The sequence below is a fragment of the Pseudobutyrivibrio sp. MD2005 genome (genome assembly GCF_000621865.1).
In the GTDB taxonomy this organism is placed as follows: domain Bacteria; phylum Bacillota; class Clostridia; order Lachnospirales; family Lachnospiraceae; genus Pseudobutyrivibrio.
The window spans coordinates 35,505-51,658 of sequence record NZ_KK211360.1 but is presented as its reverse complement, the minus strand read 5'-3'; the positions used below and the strand labels follow the sequence as shown (position 1 = coordinate 51,658).

General features: G+C 39.5%; 15 protein-coding genes. 1 reads left to right on the top strand and 14 read right to left on the bottom strand.

Annotated elements, in window-relative coordinates; genetic code table 11:
- Positions 1 to 15 precede the first annotated feature (15 nt).
- The 5 genes from T498_RS0112965 to T498_RS0112945 all read right to left on the bottom strand — a co-directional run bounded on the left by T498_RS0112965 (position 16) and on the right by T498_RS0112945 (position 5,790).
- On the bottom strand, positions 16 to 543 hold the full coding sequence (locus tag T498_RS0112965) for a flagellar basal body-associated FliL family protein (RefSeq protein WP_028236290.1): 528 nt from the start codon (positions 541 to 543) through the stop codon (positions 16 to 18).
- 12 nt (positions 544 to 555) lie between these two features.
- Positions 556 to 1,458 (bottom strand): OmpA/MotB family protein, encoded by a 903-nt coding sequence (locus tag T498_RS0112960; RefSeq protein WP_028236289.1) that lies wholly within the window; start codon positions 1,456 to 1,458, stop codon positions 556 to 558.
- Positions 1,458 to 2,258, bottom strand: a complete 801-nt coding sequence (locus T498_RS0112955; RefSeq protein WP_334291530.1) for a motility protein A — start codon at positions 2,256 to 2,258, stop codon at positions 1,458 to 1,460. The genes T498_RS0112960 and T498_RS0112955 overlap by 1 nt, the downstream gene beginning before the upstream one ends.
- A gap of 263 nt (positions 2,259 to 2,521) precedes the next feature.
- A complete protein-coding gene (locus T498_RS15845; protein ID WP_051524805.1) occupies positions 2,522 to 3,910 on the bottom strand; it encodes a glycoside hydrolase family 32 protein in 1,389 nt (462 codons plus the stop codon).
- Between the two features lie 14 nt (positions 3,911 to 3,924).
- Complete coding sequence (locus T498_RS0112945) at positions 3,925 to 5,790, bottom strand: PTS beta-glucoside transporter subunit IIBCA (RefSeq protein WP_028236287.1); 1,866 nt, start codon at positions 5,788 to 5,790, stop codon at positions 3,925 to 3,927.
- A 272-nt stretch (positions 5,791 to 6,062) separates the two neighbouring features.
- On the opposite strand from T498_RS0112945, the gene T498_RS0112940 reads away from it, so the two are divergent.
- On the top strand, positions 6,063 to 7,043 hold the full coding sequence (locus T498_RS0112940) for a LacI family DNA-binding transcriptional regulator (protein WP_028236286.1): 981 nt from the start codon (positions 6,063 to 6,065) through the stop codon (positions 7,041 to 7,043).
- Between the two features lie 59 nt (positions 7,044 to 7,102).
- Here T498_RS0112940 and T498_RS0112935 read toward each other — a convergent pair whose 3' ends face one another.
- From T498_RS0112935 to fliG, 9 genes are all read right to left on the bottom strand, one after another.
- A complete protein-coding gene (locus T498_RS0112935) occupies positions 7,103 to 8,734 on the bottom strand; it encodes a flagellar hook protein FlgE (RefSeq protein ID WP_028236285.1) in 1,632 nt (543 codons plus the stop codon).
- A gap of 90 nt (positions 8,735 to 8,824) precedes the next feature.
- Positions 8,825 to 9,226 (bottom strand): TIGR02530 family flagellar biosynthesis protein, encoded by a 402-nt coding sequence (locus T498_RS0112930; RefSeq protein ID WP_028236284.1) that lies wholly within the window; start codon positions 9,224 to 9,226, stop codon positions 8,825 to 8,827.
- Positions 9,227 to 9,243: 17 nt separating this feature from the next.
- Positions 9,244 to 10,041, bottom strand: coding sequence for a flagellar hook assembly protein FlgD (locus T498_RS0112925; RefSeq protein ID WP_028236283.1), 798 nt, complete (start codon positions 10,039 to 10,041; stop codon positions 9,244 to 9,246).
- A gap of 18 nt (positions 10,042 to 10,059) precedes the next feature.
- On the bottom strand, positions 10,060 to 11,562 hold the full coding sequence (locus T498_RS0112920; RefSeq protein WP_028236282.1) for a flagellar hook-length control protein FliK: 1,503 nt from the start codon (positions 11,560 to 11,562) through the stop codon (positions 10,060 to 10,062).
- Between the two features lie 56 nt (positions 11,563 to 11,618).
- On the bottom strand, positions 11,619 to 12,476 hold the full coding sequence (locus tag T498_RS0112915) for a MotE family protein (RefSeq protein ID WP_028236281.1): 858 nt from the start codon (positions 12,474 to 12,476) through the stop codon (positions 11,619 to 11,621).
- Between the two features lie 2 nt (positions 12,477 to 12,478).
- Positions 12,479 to 12,934 carry a flagellar export protein FliJ gene (gene fliJ, locus T498_RS0112910; RefSeq protein WP_028236280.1) on the bottom strand — a complete coding sequence of 152 codons (456 nt, stop codon included), beginning with the start codon at positions 12,932 to 12,934 and terminating at the stop codon, positions 12,479 to 12,481.
- A 9-nt stretch (positions 12,935 to 12,943) separates the two neighbouring features.
- Positions 12,944 to 14,254 (bottom strand): flagellar protein export ATPase FliI, encoded by a 1,311-nt coding sequence (gene fliI, locus T498_RS0112905; RefSeq protein WP_028236279.1) that lies wholly within the window; start codon positions 14,252 to 14,254, stop codon positions 12,944 to 12,946.
- Positions 14,255 to 14,263: 9 nt separating this feature from the next.
- Positions 14,264 to 15,154: a FliH/SctL family protein gene (locus T498_RS16380; RefSeq protein WP_051524802.1), complete on the bottom strand. Its 891-nt coding sequence runs from the start codon at positions 15,152 to 15,154 to the stop codon at positions 14,264 to 14,266.
- Positions 15,147 to 16,154, bottom strand: coding sequence for a flagellar motor switch protein FliG (gene fliG, locus T498_RS0112895; protein ID WP_028236277.1), 1,008 nt, complete (start codon positions 16,152 to 16,154; stop codon positions 15,147 to 15,149). The genes T498_RS16380 and fliG overlap by 8 nt, the downstream gene beginning before the upstream one ends.

The following is a 16,154-nucleotide window of genomic DNA, read 5'->3' as shown; positions in this document are numbered from 1 at the left end:
CTTATTTTGTCAACTTTATTGATATGTAGCGCTTGAGAAGTTAACTCTTACAATAAACGCTGACTTAAACAATCCCTGAAGTGCTTCAAGAATTTCTTCCTTAACAGCATCTTCATTTTGTCTCATATCTTCAATTGTGTGACTTGCAACTACTGTCTTGATTGTATCACTAATGATATTATCCTGAGCAGCTAAGTTTCCAGCGCCATCGCCAAATGTAGCGTAATCTTCGCTAGTACTGTCAAGAGAAAGCGAAATAACAAGCACTGCATAGTGTAAGCTGCCATCACCACTATCAGCAAGGTTGATTGTCATGCTTGCACCGTCATTAACAGCGTAATCAACCATATCGGCAACATTGATACTTAGAGAGCCTGCTGTATCTCCAGCTACCAAATCTAAATCTATGGCTGAGCAAACCTTTGTGATAAGCTCATTAGCTTTTTGTGTCTCTGGTATGATTGTGATTGTCAAAACAGCCGTTAAAACAAGATTGACAACTACAAGTGCTAGAATTATTACTGTAATCAAATTCTTTTTCATGTTTTGCCTTTCTTATTCACCCAGATCAGATGAATATGAGTTGTAAATTTTAATTTCGACACGTCTATTTCTAGCTCGTCCCTCGGCTGTACTATTATCAGCTATTGGAACATATTCACCTCTACCAGCTGATTTGATATAAGCAGGATTAAGATTTGTCACCTGCCTAATACGATCAGCAACATAAAGTGCTCTGTACATAGATAAGACATCATTGTTGGCATATTTGCCAGATGACATCGGAACATTATCGGTGTGGCCCTCAATTTCGATAATGTTATTATCGTATTCAACTAAAATCTTTGAAAGGTTATCAACTATTGTAAGTGCGTCTTCTGTAAGTTCGGCCTTTCCTGATTGAAAAAGTAATGCACCATTTATGGTAATCATTACGTAATTTGCATTAAAATCAACTTCAACCTGATCCTGCAATCCGTATTCCTGAAGCTTTTGTTCTACTCGCTCAGCGATTGATTCGCTTTCTGATGCGCCAGCCTCTTCAAGAGCTTCTTGCGCCTCTTCTACGGATATTCCGTTAGAGGTTTGATCTCCTTCATTTGTTGCAGAACCGTCAGTTTGTTGTTCACCTTCATTTTGGGTATCTGTTGAGCCTTCCTTTTCGTATTGCTCATCATCACCATCATGAACGCTGTTAAAATAATCATCAAACATTTCAAGCTGGCTAATACCAGATGAAATCATCTGTCCCTCTCCAATAGAGGTGCCGCCTGAAGAAAAAATACTAAAGCTTGACTGGATACTTGCAATTACTTCCTGAAACTTTTCAGTATCGGTACTACTCATAGAGAAAAGCAACACGAAGAAACATAGTAGCAAGTTCATCAAGTCGGAGAAAGTGGCCATCCAGGCAGGAGAACCAGCAGGAGCTTCTTCTTGCTTTTGCTTCTTTGCCATTAGCCCTCACCTCCTCCTTCACCAATAGCACCACGTGCTGCAGGTGGTAAGAAGGACTTAAGCTTTTCTTCAATAACTCGTGGGTTCTCACCAGCTTGTATTGAAAGCAACCCTTCTACGGTGATACTCTTTGTCATAACCTCCAGGGCATGATTAACACCAAGCTTTGTTCCGATAGGACCAGTAAGCCAGTTGGCGATTAGCGAACCATAAAGTGTGGTAAGTAACGCTACGGCCATGTTAGGTCCGATTGTGGAAGCATCCTCAAGGTTCTTAAGCATATTTACAAGTCCAACCAGGGTACCAATCATTCCCCAGGCTGGTCCCATTTCACCCCATTTTGACCAGAAGTTAATTGTAACTTTATGTCTATCTTCCATACAGTCCAAATCTGTCTCAAGAATCGCTCTAACAAGCTCTGGATCTGTACCATCAACTACAAGGTTGATACCCTTTTTCAGGAAATCATCCTCAATGCTGTGGGAAGCTTCTTCAAGTGCCAGAATACCTTCTTTTCTAGAAATATTTGCTAGATTAATAATCTGACTAATACTATCTGCTGGACTACCGACCTTTGGTTCATTAATAGCTAAAGTAATACCTTTAAGACCTCCGATGAAGTCAGGCATTTTATTACATGCCATACAAGACGACAATGAACCGCCGATTGTGATAATAACAGATGGAACGTCTATGAAGTTGGCCATGGCTGCTACACCACCTGAAGAAACGATACCGAAGATGACCATTACAACACCCAGTACCAAACCAGCTAAAGAAGCTATATCCAAAGCTATCACCACCTCCGCAAAATTTTAGTAAAACCTAGCAAAGTCAATGAATTACGCGTTTTAACTTTTGTGTATATTTTACTAGATTTATAAATTAATGTCCACTTTTATAAGTAAAATCGTCTCATATTATTGTGTTTTTTTCATGTCCAAACCACAAAATATAGTTTTTTCACAAAATTTTTAGAATTTTCGCTCATTTTTTATATATTAAACAAGAAGTATAAAAAAGGATGACCCTCGCATTACAAGCAAGTGTCATCCTTTTTCAACTATATATTTATATTAAAAGGCCTAAGACTATAAGCTTTTATACTTTCGATACTCCCCTCAAAAGAAACCCAATTCTTAATTTCCTTAGCCTTAAAATATTTAGTTGTATATGTATAAATACCATCATTTATGAAGATTTCGATACTGCATGTATCCACAAAAATCTTCATATTTTCAACTCTCTCCCCGTCAGCCAGCTTTAACTTTCTGCATGTTCTATTACATCCAAGCTCTTTGTCAGTAAAAGAAAATACCAGATCATGTTTAAGCTTGCTGAATTTGATATCAAATCCTTTATTTAACTGAATAGAGAAATCATTTTCTCCGAAGTCCGACAAATCCAACTCATAAATTTCAGTGTCTTCAATGTCTTTGATATCTATTTTTTTATCTCTTAATCCCTTGATTTCCTCTATAGGCAACTGGCGTAGCTTTCCTGTTTCGCTGTCATAAACCAATTCCCTAGGCAGTGTCAACATATGCTGCCAGCCATCCTCTATCGACGCGTCATGGCCATATTCTGCATCAGGCATACCCATCCATGCAATCAGGATTGTCCTTTTCTTTTCATCCACATATGTCTGTGGTGCATAAAAATCGAATCCATAATCCCACTCTGTAAACTCACCTAAGCCCTGGCCATCTAAAAGCAAATCCTTATCTGTATTAAAATAACCAGACTGGTAAATGTTCTGGAAGCAATATTCCTGCGCTTCCAATCCCTGTGGTGATATCGAAAGGAACTGCTTGCCATCTACATAAAACAGGTCCGGACACTCCCACATATAACCATAATCTGCTTTTTCTATGAAGTGGCTAAAATCCCAATTAATCTTATCCTTAGATTTGAATACAATAGCGCATCCTTCATCCTTTTTTGTTCTTGCACCAAGTGTCATGTAATAAATACCATCATGGCATAATACCTTTGGATCTCTGACATGAAGTGTAAGACTATCAGGATAATTCTGGCTTCTCAGCAATACTCTTTTTCCGCTGGCGTTAATGCCGTCCTCACTAGTTACTAAAGTTGTATTGCTCTCTCTTCCATCAAGGATGTAATCGTAGTCTCCAGCATGCTTTACATTTCCTGTGTAATAAATGTACATCGTGTCATTTTCTACATAGGCACATCCTGAATAAACACCACTTGCATCCTCTGGAATGTCAGGCTTCATAAATACTCCAGTAAATTCATAATTGATGAAATCCTTCGTGGAGTAATGCCCCCAGGTTTTCTCGCCGCCCTTAGGCTGATCTGGTGAATACTGGAAAAATATGTGATGTATGCCACCAAGCTGGCAAAGGCCGTTAGGGTCATTAAGCCAGCCGCTTTTTGGAAAAAGATGAAATCTAGGAGTTAAATACTTGTTGTCTTTTAAACTCATCTATTAAACACCTTTTATTTTGCTACTGCTAAAATCTTTTCACTTAAATCTGTTTCACCCATCTTAATGCTGTTAACTTCAGAATAATTTGGTGTGTTAGAAACGATAACTGGTGTAACAAGTGGATATCCAGCTTTTGTGATAGCATTCATATCAAATGTTACAAGTGTCTGTCCACAAGAAACCTTGTCTCCCTGAGCAACATGGGCTGTGAAGTGCTCTCCGTTTAACTTAACTGTATCAAGACCGATGTGGATAAGAACCTCAATGCCATCATCACTTACAAGACCAATAGCATGCTTTGTATCATAAAGCATTGCAACTGTACCGTTGAAAGGTGCAACTACTTTACCTTCAGAAGGATTAATAGCGATACCTTTTCCAAGTGCCTCACTTGCAAATACAGGATCTGTAGACTCTGTAAGAGGAATGATTTCACCCTTAAGAGGAGCATATACTGTATTCGGCTCTAAGTTCATAGCAGGCTTTGAATCAGCTGGTGCTGAAGCAGCCTTCTCTTCGTCCTTGTAAAGAAGCCATGATGCTGCAAATGCAACAACTGATGCAACTGCAAATGAAAGTAAATATCCTGGTAAACAATCAGTTACGATAAGAAGTCCGAATAAACCTGTGATACCGTTTGCTGTAGCGTAAACTCCTGCAATAGAAGCAATACATGCACCTACTGCACCACCAATCATACCTGCGATAAATGGCTTTCCGTAACGAATATTAACACCGAAGATTGCTGGCTCTGTAATACCCATGAAGGCTGAAAGCGATGCTGGAAGGGCCATTGACTTTGTTTTCTTATTTTTTGTCTTTAATGATACTGCAAGAGCAGCTGCACCCTGTGCAACATTTGCTGCTGTAGCGATTGGCATCCAGATGTTCATGCCGTTATCTGAAAGCATCATCATCTCGATTGCATTGTACATGTGGTGAGCACCAGCAAGTACTGTTGGAGCATAGAAACCACCCATAAGGAATGCACCGATACCAAATGGAATAGCGATAAGTGCCTTAGCTCCTGAAAGAACCCATGTTTCAATCTGTGCAAAGATTGGTCCAATAACTGTCATAGCAATGAAACCAGCTGCAAGAACTGAACAAAGAGGTGTTACGAATAAATCAAACATCTCTGGAACAATCTTGTGTAGCTTCTTTTCGATAGCGCACATCAACCATACAGAAAGTACGATAGGAATAACGTGTCCCTGGTAGCCTACGTTATCAATGTTCCAAGCTCCAAACCAAGACCAAAGTGTAGATGTCTCTGCTCCGCTTGCCACTGTCCAGGCATTAACTAAGCTTGGATGAATCATAATCATACCAATTACAGCGCCAAGATAAATATTTCCTCCAAAAATCTTAGCTGCTGAAATAGCAATAAGAATTGGCAAGAATGTAAGTGCTGTGTTTGAGAACATATTTACTAGATTATAGAAATATGAATCAGCCATTGATGGCCAAACCTGTACAAGGCCGCCAAGTAAACCATTTAAAAGACCAGTTGCAACAATAGCTGGAATGATTGGGATAAAAATATCACCAAGAGTCTTAATAGCTCGCTTCCACCAAGGTGCTTTGCTTGCAGCAACCTGCTTAAGCTCTTCCTTTGTAGATGCTTCGATACCTGCTATATCGATAAACTCATCATAAACCTTGTTAACGGTACCTGTACCGATGATGAGCTGAAGCTGACCTGATGCATCAAATACACCCTTAACTCCATCAATCTCCTCTAATGCTGGTACATTTACCTTGCTGTTATCAGCAATTACTAATCTAAGTCTAGTTGCACAGTGTGCAGCTGAGATTAAATTATCCTTTCCACCAATCTGCTCGTAGATTTGGCTTGCACATGATCTGTAGTCCATGTTTTTCCCTTTCTATTTTTTCTTTTGTTAAATAAAACTGAAATCGATTGTGAAAGATGTGAAATCGATTTCATATCATAGTGACATTATATAACCCTTAGAAAAAAATTCCTATTAGTAATGTGTGATAACGATTACACATGTTTTTTATATGTTTTTCACAAAAAAGTCTGTAATTATCTTATAATTGCCCCAAATCTTTGATTTCGTCGTCCCTTATAAATATAATATGAGTAGTGAAAACGATTTCAATAATATTTTAGGAGCAAACCATGAATATTAATCAAATAGCAAAGCTTGCTGGTGTTTCCCCTGCTGCTGTTTCCAGATATCTAAACAACGGATACCTAAGCCAAGAAAAGAGGCAAGCCATAGCAAAAGTAATAGATGAGACCGGATATATTCCATCTACCCAGGCCCAGACCCTGCGGACCAAAAAGACTAAAATCATCGGTGTAATTATCCCCAAAATCGATTCCGATTCAATTTCACAAGTTGTTGCAGGTATCGGTGATGTTCTAAATGAAAAGGGCTACAAAATGCTTTTGGCAAACACTGATAACCATGATGAAAAAGAAATAGAATTCATTAACACCTTCAAACAGAACATCGTTGATGGAATTATCCTGCTTGGAACTGTACTTACTCCAAAGCACAAAAAAGCTCTTAAGGACCTTACTATCCCATACGTGGTGCTTGGACAGCAGACTGATATATCTACCTGCATATTCCACGATGATTACACGGCAGCTTTCGAATTAACAAATTACATTCTAAGTAAAGGCCATAAAAATATTGGCTATATCGGCGTTACAGAACAAGATATTGCTGTAGGTGTTAACAGAAAGAAAGGCTTTTTAGATGCCTTAGAAAAGAATAATATCAAGCTTCCTGAAGGTACAATCAAATCCGGTTCCTTCTACATGGATAATGGCTACGAAAATACAAAGGCTTTGCTTAGTGAGAATAAAAACATCGATGCTATTTTATGCGCAACAGATACTATAGCTTTAGGTGCCATCAAATATTTAAACGAATACAAAATAAAAATCCCTGAGGATATTGCTGTTGCAGGATTTGGCGAAAGTAAACCTTCTTCTATTCTTTCACCTAGCCTTACTACCGTACATTTTTATTACAGAGAATGCGGTATGGAAGGAGCAACATTTTTGCTTGATAAAATAGCTAAGCCTGATATACCTGATAAAGCAATGAAATTAGGCTTTGAAATAATTAAAAATCAATCTGTATAACACAAAATACCCGCCCAGTTTAAAAGCTGAGCGGGTATTTTTAATCCTTTAAATTGTCATTAACGCTTGAGGTTTATAAGTTCTTCAAGCATTGTGTCTGATACTGTAATGATTCTTGAATTTGCCTGGAATCCACGCTGTGTTGTAATCATATCTGTAAACTCAGATGAAAGGTCTACGTTAGCCATTTCAAGCTGACCTGTGTTCATTGAAGAACCATCAGCAGAAATATCTATACCAATACCATCGAATTCGCCAGAGTTAAGTGTTGTCTTGTAACAATTGTCACCAAGTTCTTCAAGACCTGATGCATTTGCAAACTGTGCTACTGCAATCTGTCCTAAGAGAACTGTATTACCATTGCTGTAAGATCCGTAAATTCTACCATCATTCTGAACTGAAAGACCAGTCATAGTACCAAGCTTTTTACCTCTTCCAGTTGTTCCATCTGTAGCACCTGCATCTGCTACTGCAGTAGATGTTCCGCCATTGTCATAGTTTAATAGCTGTGAAAAGTCAATTGTGATATTAGAAATAGCGTTTGTAACAGGAACATTTTCTCTGTATGGTCCAAGCAATGAAGCATTAAACTGAAGCTGTGTCTGTCCATCCTCTCCAGCAGCTGTCAATGTACCCTCTTTGGTATCAAACTTTAAGTCATAGCTTATGGTGGTCTCTGTGACATTGATTACACCATTGCCAATTGTTGCACCGGTAACATTGTCGCCTGAGGCACCGCAAACCTGAGCCAATGTATAACTTACTGTTTCTGCAGCATTCTTAAATGTCTTAGTAGCTGCATCGTATGTTAATACATTGTTGTTGGCATCTACAAGCTCATATGTAAGGTTACCCTGCTGTTGTGTTTTAAAGCCTTCGGCAAGGGAATAAGCTGATGTAGTTGGGTTTGTCTCACCAAAGATATTTTGGATTGTACCACCATCTGCCACATAATCAGCAAGGATATCTTTGTTGTTGGAATCATAAACGTTTGTTAAACCGATTGTATACTCACCTGAAGTACCATCGCCAACACGCTTAATAGCAAACTTAGCTGTATATGAATAACCAAGGTTATCATAGAATGTGAATGAACGAACATATCCACCTGTTGAGCTGAACTGGCTGTCAGTCTTATCAATTACACCAGAGAAATTAGCCTGTGTTGTTGCCTCAGGCGCACTTGTTAGATTCTCAGGTTTCATAACTCTAAGAGGTGTAACAGTATCCTTTACTACTTCCTTAGGATTTCCTGGATCTACCTGCCAACCCATAACTAAATAACCAGTTGTTGTCATGGCAAGGTTACCATTTCCATCAAGATAGAAAGATCCAGCTCTTGTAAATACGTTCTCAGAACCATTATTTACGATGAAAAAGTTTGTTGTGTTTGTATCTGTAAGTCTGATATCAAGAGCATCACCAGTAGACTGGGCAGCACCAGCGGATGTGATGGAAATCTTGGTTGCACCATTAGTAACACCAAGACCTATCTGCTTAGCATTTGTACCGCCTCGAGTAGCTGTTGCTCCTGAAGCCTGTGAAGTGGTCTGATACATAATATCAGAAAAAGTTGTTGAAGATGATTTGAACGCAACTGTGTTAACGTTAGAGATGTTATTACCAATAACATCCATCTTTGTCTGGTGGGTCTTAAGACCTGCTACACCAGAGAAAAGTGATCTCATCATAATGAATGACCTCCTCAAAGCATAGTGCTATTGAGGTGACTGTGTTGCCCCATCTGTCAGTCAGGGGCAATTAGCTTCCATAAGGTCCAGCTAAACTATTACAGCACCGTCAATATTTGTAAAAATGTTCTCATCTGATTCTGTCTGATCCATTGCAGTTACAACCGTTTGATTAGGTACGTTAACTATAAAAGCCAATGTATCTACAAGTACAAGCGAATCAGTAATCCCTTTTTCCTGAGCCTTCTGAACTCCTTCTGAAAGTCTAAGGGATTGTTCCTCAGTAAGTTCGATGTTTCTATCATCTAATCTCTGAGTTGCATGCTTTGAAAACTTTAAATCAGAAGCACTTTGTAACTTCTGTTTAAATATATCTTCGAAGCTTGCTCCGTTAATGTTGCCGAGTGGTCTAGACTCAGCTGCTGGATTGAGATAAGTTCCAGCTACTTGCTCAATGGAGGTGAAATTCGGATTAAAATTGATGTTATTCATGCATACCTCCTAATTCATTAAGCTCCTTCTGTTTCTGTAGGGGCAACTTCCTCTGAGGTCTCTTCTTCTGCACTTTCTGTAGTCTCTTCATTTGTGTTAGTATTGCTTGTTGCAGCCGTTTCAGAAACTGTCTCGTTATTATTATCGGACTCTTCCTTTGCTTTCTTTAGCTCTGCAAACTTAGCTGCCAATGCTTTTATATAATCCACTGTCTCTTTAGATACAAATCCCTGTGTATATGAATCCATTGCATTATAGACATTCATTACATCTGTGATAGCCTTTTCATCTCCCAATGTAACTGTTTCTGTTGTTGGAAGTTTTGCTACCATTGTGTTAAATGCGTCTATTGTCATTACTGCATTGTAATATGTTTCATTCACTACAGATTTGATATCGTCGATTTCGTATTCCTTACCATCAACTGATGCAAACATTTTGCCATCATCATCTGTTGTTACGTAATCAACTACACCGTGTATCTCTTCATTATCTGCGTCGATAATAACTACTTTACCAACTAGGCTATTAGCCTGGATTGTAGCCATATCGCTTTGTACTGACTGAATTGCTTCGATTTGTGTAAATGAAGCAAGCTGTTGAACATACTGACCATTGTCAGTTGGTTCTAGTGGATCTTGATATTGCATTTCAGCTACAAGAAGCTGTAAAAACATTTCTTCGTTGTACTGAGTCCCCTCTTTTGAGGCCGTTTTCGATGTGCTAGTGGTGCTATTTGCTTTTGTAGCATCATTGGAAGCCGCTGTCTTCTTATACTCACCATTAACAATCTGACCTACTAGTGATCCCGCCATTAATTTCCTCCTCTCCTTTTACGCCTGGAAGTCTAATGTATTTCCATTATCCTTCATCATTTGAGCGATAAGCATATCTTCGTCAGACATCAATCCGCTTAAATCGTCTAAGCTGTTAAGATTGATTCTAGAGCTTCTCTTCTGAGACTGCTCTGTCTGATTTTCTCTTCTCTCATCACCTTTGGCATCTTCTTCAAGATTTCTTTCGAATTCATGGGCTCCTACTGAAACTTCGATGGAAGTAACTTTAGTAGAAGTCTGATTAACCTCGAATCGAAGGTTAGCCATTTGTGTTTCAAGAGCCTGCTTTACTGCATCGTTCTCTGTAAAGATTTTTGCAGTAATTTCATCACCCTTTTGAGTAACCTCCATGAAAATCTTTCCTAAACCTTCTGGGTTAAGTGTCATTTCCATTGTGGTTGTCTCGGCGTCGTTTAATACTCTGGCCTGCTCAATAAACTGATTTACAATTTCTTCAGTTGTAACTGTTTCACCAGTTGGTAAAGCTACAATCTGTTCCTTTGGCAAGAACTGTACGTCCTCCCTAGGCTGTGTAAATACAGCATTTTCCGCTCTAATTACAGGTTCAGAATCGCCTTTAATCTCAACTTTTGTATTCTTTAACTGCTGATTAAAGTCTTTGTTGTTTGTAAATTCTTGATTCTCCTTTTTTGGAGCATCCTGTTTGTCCTCTGTCTTAGTTAAAACTGAAACAGGTTCCTCTTCCTTAGAAGATGTCGCCTCTATGTCATCTGTTTTAACATCTACAGCTTTTGTCTCATCTGCTTTCTTAGGTTCTACAGGTATCGGAATAGCTTCTAAAATCGGCTCATCTGTAATTTCCTCTACTGTGATTGTAGTTTCCGATTCTATCTCAGTATTAGGAATTTCTACCTGTGGCATCACTTCTGTCATTTCAACAGGTTCTTGCACTGGTAATTGGCCAGCTTCTAAAAACATCTCCTTGATAGCTTTAAAATCTAAGCCGGTGTCGGTAAATAACTGCTCTGACAAATCTGTTACTGCATCTAAAATGTTCTTGAATTCCTCACTCATTACAAGAGAAATAGAATCCTCTTGATTTGTAAGGTTCGCTACTACCTCTGCCAAGTTTTGTGGATTAAGTAAATCGATAATTGTGAGCCCTAAGGTTTCCATTGCATTTTCAATATCTTCCTCAGTAACTCCAAGCTCTTCTTCGATGATTTCCTTCACCTCAGATACTACTTCTTCAACCTTAGAAACAACTTCGGCATCCGTAGATGGTTGCTCCTCTTGTGGCTTTCCTGTAGCTTCTTTGGTCTTACTTAGCTTTGCAGCTGCAGTTTCTATCTCGCTTTTGCCAGATTTAGAAACTGTGTCTCCTGGAGTAGTCTTCACAGATACATTAGAATCAGCAACGTTTTGCAAAGTCTTTTCAAATAAGCCACCAGCAGGCTGGGAAGCCATTTTCGAATCTGGCATCTCTACACTGATGTTGCTTACCTGAATGAGCAAGTTGGAAACATTGCTACTTGTCATGTATTTTCCTCCTTTCACCTATTTTGTTTTCAAGCTACTATAAGACTTCTAAGAATCTAAGGTTCCATCATCTTTGTTAAAATTGCTGCATTTTCTTCGCTCATGGCAGAAAGAATATCTGCTCTTGTAGCAGCGTCCATTGATGCTAATATCTCACATACAAGATCAAAATCATCTGTCATAGTGTCAAATATGGCAGCTGCATTTTTAGGCTTCATGCTGGAGTATGTCTTAACATAATCCTCGATTTCAGCATCTGTCTGCAATTGAGAAACAACCTGTTTGTAGATTGCCTCTGCATTTTCGGGCGCAATAGACTCATAGTATGTCTTATATTCTTTTATATCGGGTGCATTGTCCGAAAAAACAACCTCTTCGTAAAATTTTTCTTTTTCTTCCTCAAATGCAGCCTCGTTTGCCTTATATTCAGCCAGCTCCGCAGATGCCGCCTCAAGCTCAGCAATATAATCGCTGTTGGCAGAACCGTCAGCCTTAAGCTGTTCTATTTCCACCTCAAGCTCTTTTATTCTATCAACTGCCTCTTCAACAGTTTTATATGGCAATTCTTCTTCCTCTTCTTCAGGAATGTATTCCTCTATACCAGGAAGGATTCTATTAACGTATGGAACATCTTTAAGCACAGGAAAAAGAACGGTCGAACCAAAACCGCCCACATCCATTTTTACTAGAAATGCAAATATGACAAGCCATATTAAGAGAATGAGAAGTACAACAAAGCCCATGATAAGATGCCCTACAACACCCAGGCTCTCCTCATCTTCAGGTAATGCCTCACCATTCTTTTTTGCTTCCTTACGAGCCAGTTTTTCAGCTTTTTTAGCCTCCTTGGCAGCCTTTTTCGCAGCCTTTTTGTCCTCAGGACTTTCCTTTACTTCTTCTGTAACATCTGCCATAACTATTCTTCCTCTTTTTCTGCATTAAAATATGAGTAACTAACTAATTCGTCAGTGATCTTACTTTCTTCATAATCAATTTCATCTAAGAATTCCTCAAAGGCATGCTCTCTAAGCTTTTCATGCATTTTTCTTTCCATCATCACTTCATTAAGCTTTTTTCTAGCAAGCTCCATTGCTTTTTGCGCCTTTGATAAGACAATCATTTGGTCCCTCAAAGCTACCTTCATAGATGTAATTGCATTTTTACAGGTCTTAATCTCTTTTATATCAATTGTTCCAACGGACAATTCCTTGAGCCTTTTTTCATACCCCGCCTGCTTAACCATTAATTCTCGAAGCTTTTGCTGCTCCTCGTTAAAGCGCGCAGTTGCCATGCCAAAGTTTGCTTTTTCCTGCTCTTCGAGCTTTTGTTTTAATTCCAGGATATTTTGCATCCTATAAACAAACTTTGCCATAAGCTACCTCTAATCCTCAAAAATAGCAGTCATCTGAGCAATGATATCGTCATACTCAAATTTGTCATGGGTTTGCTGTAACAAGAAAGCATTAACAGCGTCTATCTTTTTGATAGCGTAATCAATAGATTTATTTGAACCATTTTTATATGCGCCAATATTTATCAAATCTTCAGCCTCTTGATAAGTGGCCAAAACATTTTTCAGCTTTCCAGCAACAGCTTTATGCTCTGGGGTTGCCACAGCGGACATAACTCTGGAAATAGACTGAAGCACATCAATAGCAGGATAATGATTTTTCTGTGCCAACTTACGATTTAGCATAATATGTCCGTCTAAAATAGAACGAGCTGTATCGGTGATAGGCTCATTAAAATCATCACCATCTACAAGGACTGTATAAAGCCCTGTAATAGAGCCAACAGCAGCATTTCCAGCTCTCTCTAAAAGGCGAGGCATTTCAGAATATACTGACGGTGGATAACCTCTAGTAACAGGAGGCTCGCCTGATGCCAGGCCTATCTCGCGCTGTGCCATAGAAAAACGAGTGAGGGAATCCATCATAAGAAGAACATCCCTTCCCTGGTCTCTAAAGTATTCAGCTATAGCCGTCGCAGTCAACGCAGCTTTTTTTCTGATAAGTGCTGGTTTATCGCTTGTGGCACAAACAACCACTGAGCGAGCCATACCTTCTGGTCCCAAGTCGTTTTCAACGAACTCTCTAACTTCTCGACCACGCTCGCCAATAAGCGCAATAACATTTATCTCCGCCTTTGTATTTCTTGCAAACATACCCATAAGTGTTGATTTACCAACACCTGAGCCTGCAAATATACCAATTCTCTGCCCCTTACCAACAGTGATAAGGCCATCCACAGCCTTTACGCCAAGTGATAAAGGCTCTTTTATGATAACTCTGGACATTGGGTCAGGTGGATCCGCCTCTGCAGGATACCCAACAAGATTCTCAAATCCAGAAAAATCATCAACATCAGAAGGCACACCTAGGCCATCCACAAGATGTCCTAGAAGTTCATCCCCAACAGCAACCTCGAGAGGATGTCCAGTATTTTCAACCATACAGCCTACTCCAATACCTTCAACATTCTCATAAGGCATCAAAAGCAGACGTTTATCCTTAAATCCGACAACCTCTGCTTTAATTCTTTCATGGGAGCCTTCCACAATAATCTCGCACAAATCGCGAAGCTTTGCCTCCGGTCCAACTGATTCAATTGTAAGTCCTACGACCTTAACAACCTTGCCAAGGGATTTAAAATAATCCTTTTCAATAAGCTGCATCAGTGAATTCGAGTCCATTTTCTCTCCTTAGCTCAAGGCTCTAATCTCTCTAATGAGATTATCTAGCTCTGTGTCTATGCTACAATCAAAAATGCCACCATCTGTTTCTATAATGCATTGGCTGTCATTTAAAAGAGGATCAGCAATAATATCTAACCCTACTTCAGCGCCAATTTTTCCTTGAATTTCATCCTTCTTACTTTTGATAAATTCCGCATTAGCATCGCTGACTTTAATCTGCATCTGGCCAGTGCGTTCAATTTTCATAATACAATGGTCTAAAAGATGATAAATTACATCTTTTCTACCGGAAAGCTCAGCTGAAAAAACATGCTCAAAAACAGGCAAACACATGTCTAAAATTTCTCTTTCCATATGAAGCTGACGCTCCATGTATTCATTCTGTATTCTGTCGATTTCAGCCTGCATGTTAGTCTGAGCATCATGAAGCTCCATCGCAGCACGCTGGGTACCTTCGTTATAGCCTGCTTTTTCACCATCCTGCCGGGCCAGATTTTTCATGGCATCAGCATTAAGCTGAGCAGCAGAAAGAATCTCATCAGCCTGAGCATTTGCATCGGCTATAATCCTTTCAGCCTCTTCTCTGGCTTCAGCCAACATCTCCTCAATCTGGCCAGACATATCCGGCTGCTCCTCAGTTTGAGTGATGGTATCCACTAAGCCTAAGAATTCATCGGCATCCACCCCTTCAGGGATTTCTTCTCCAGATTCTCTCATGGCTGCGAGGCGTCTTTCTCTTTCCTCGTCTAATAGCTTAGCCTTATATTCATTTTCTTGTTTTAAAATGATTTGCTTAGCAAGCTCATTTGAGTCAATTACGGCTTTCTCGCGTTCCCCTTCTTCATCAACGGAATCAGGTGCAACAGTAAATCCGTAAATAACATTTCTACTAGACAACAAGTTCGTCTCCTCCACCTCTTGAAATTACAATCTCTGCAGAGTCTTCCAGCTTTCTAATAATACCTACAATCTTCTGTTGTGCTTCTTCTACGTCCTTCATACGTACAGGACCCATGAATTCCATATCTTCTTTAATCATGGCTGCAAGACGTGATGAAAGGTTCTTGAAGATAGCTGCCTGAACTTCATCATTAGCGCCCTTAAGAGCAACACCAAGATCTGAGTTATCAACGTCTCTAAGAACACGCTGAATAGCTCTATCGTCAAGAAGCAAGATATCCTCGAATACGAACATCTTCTTTCTGATTTCTTCAGCAAGCTCTGGCTCTTCAATTTCCAAAGACTCCATGATACGTTTTTCTGTACCACGGTCTACGGTGTTCAAGATATTTACTACAGCATCAACACCTCCGGCGATACTGTAATCCTGATTGATAAGAGATGATAGCTTACGTTCAAGCACTCGCTCAACCTCCTTGATTACCTCAGGCGAAGTTCTATCCATCATCGCTATACGTTTTGCAACATCAGCCTGCTTTTCAGGAGGCAGGGCTCCAATAATAAGTGATGCCTGACCTGCTGACAGGTAAGAAAGAATCATCGCGATAGTCTGTGGATGTTCATCCTGTATAAAGTTAAGCACCTGAGAAGGTTCTGTCTTACGAATAAATTCGAAAGGTCTAACCTGCAAGCTGGCAGTAAGCTTTGTGATAACATCCTGTGCTCGGTCGTCGCCCAAAGCCTTTTCCAAAAGCTCTTTGGCATAGCCAATACCACCTTCTGCAATATACTGCTGTGCAAGACAAACCTGATAAAACTCCTCAATTACCTCTTCCTTGAGATTTGGAGAAATGCTTCTAGTATTTGCTATCTCTAGAGTCAATTCTTCGATTTCGTCTTCCTTGAGATGCTTAAATATTTGAGCTGATTTCTCTGGACCAAGGGCAATTAAAAGTATAGCTGCTTTTTGTACGCCATTTAAATCTTCAGTCGCCAT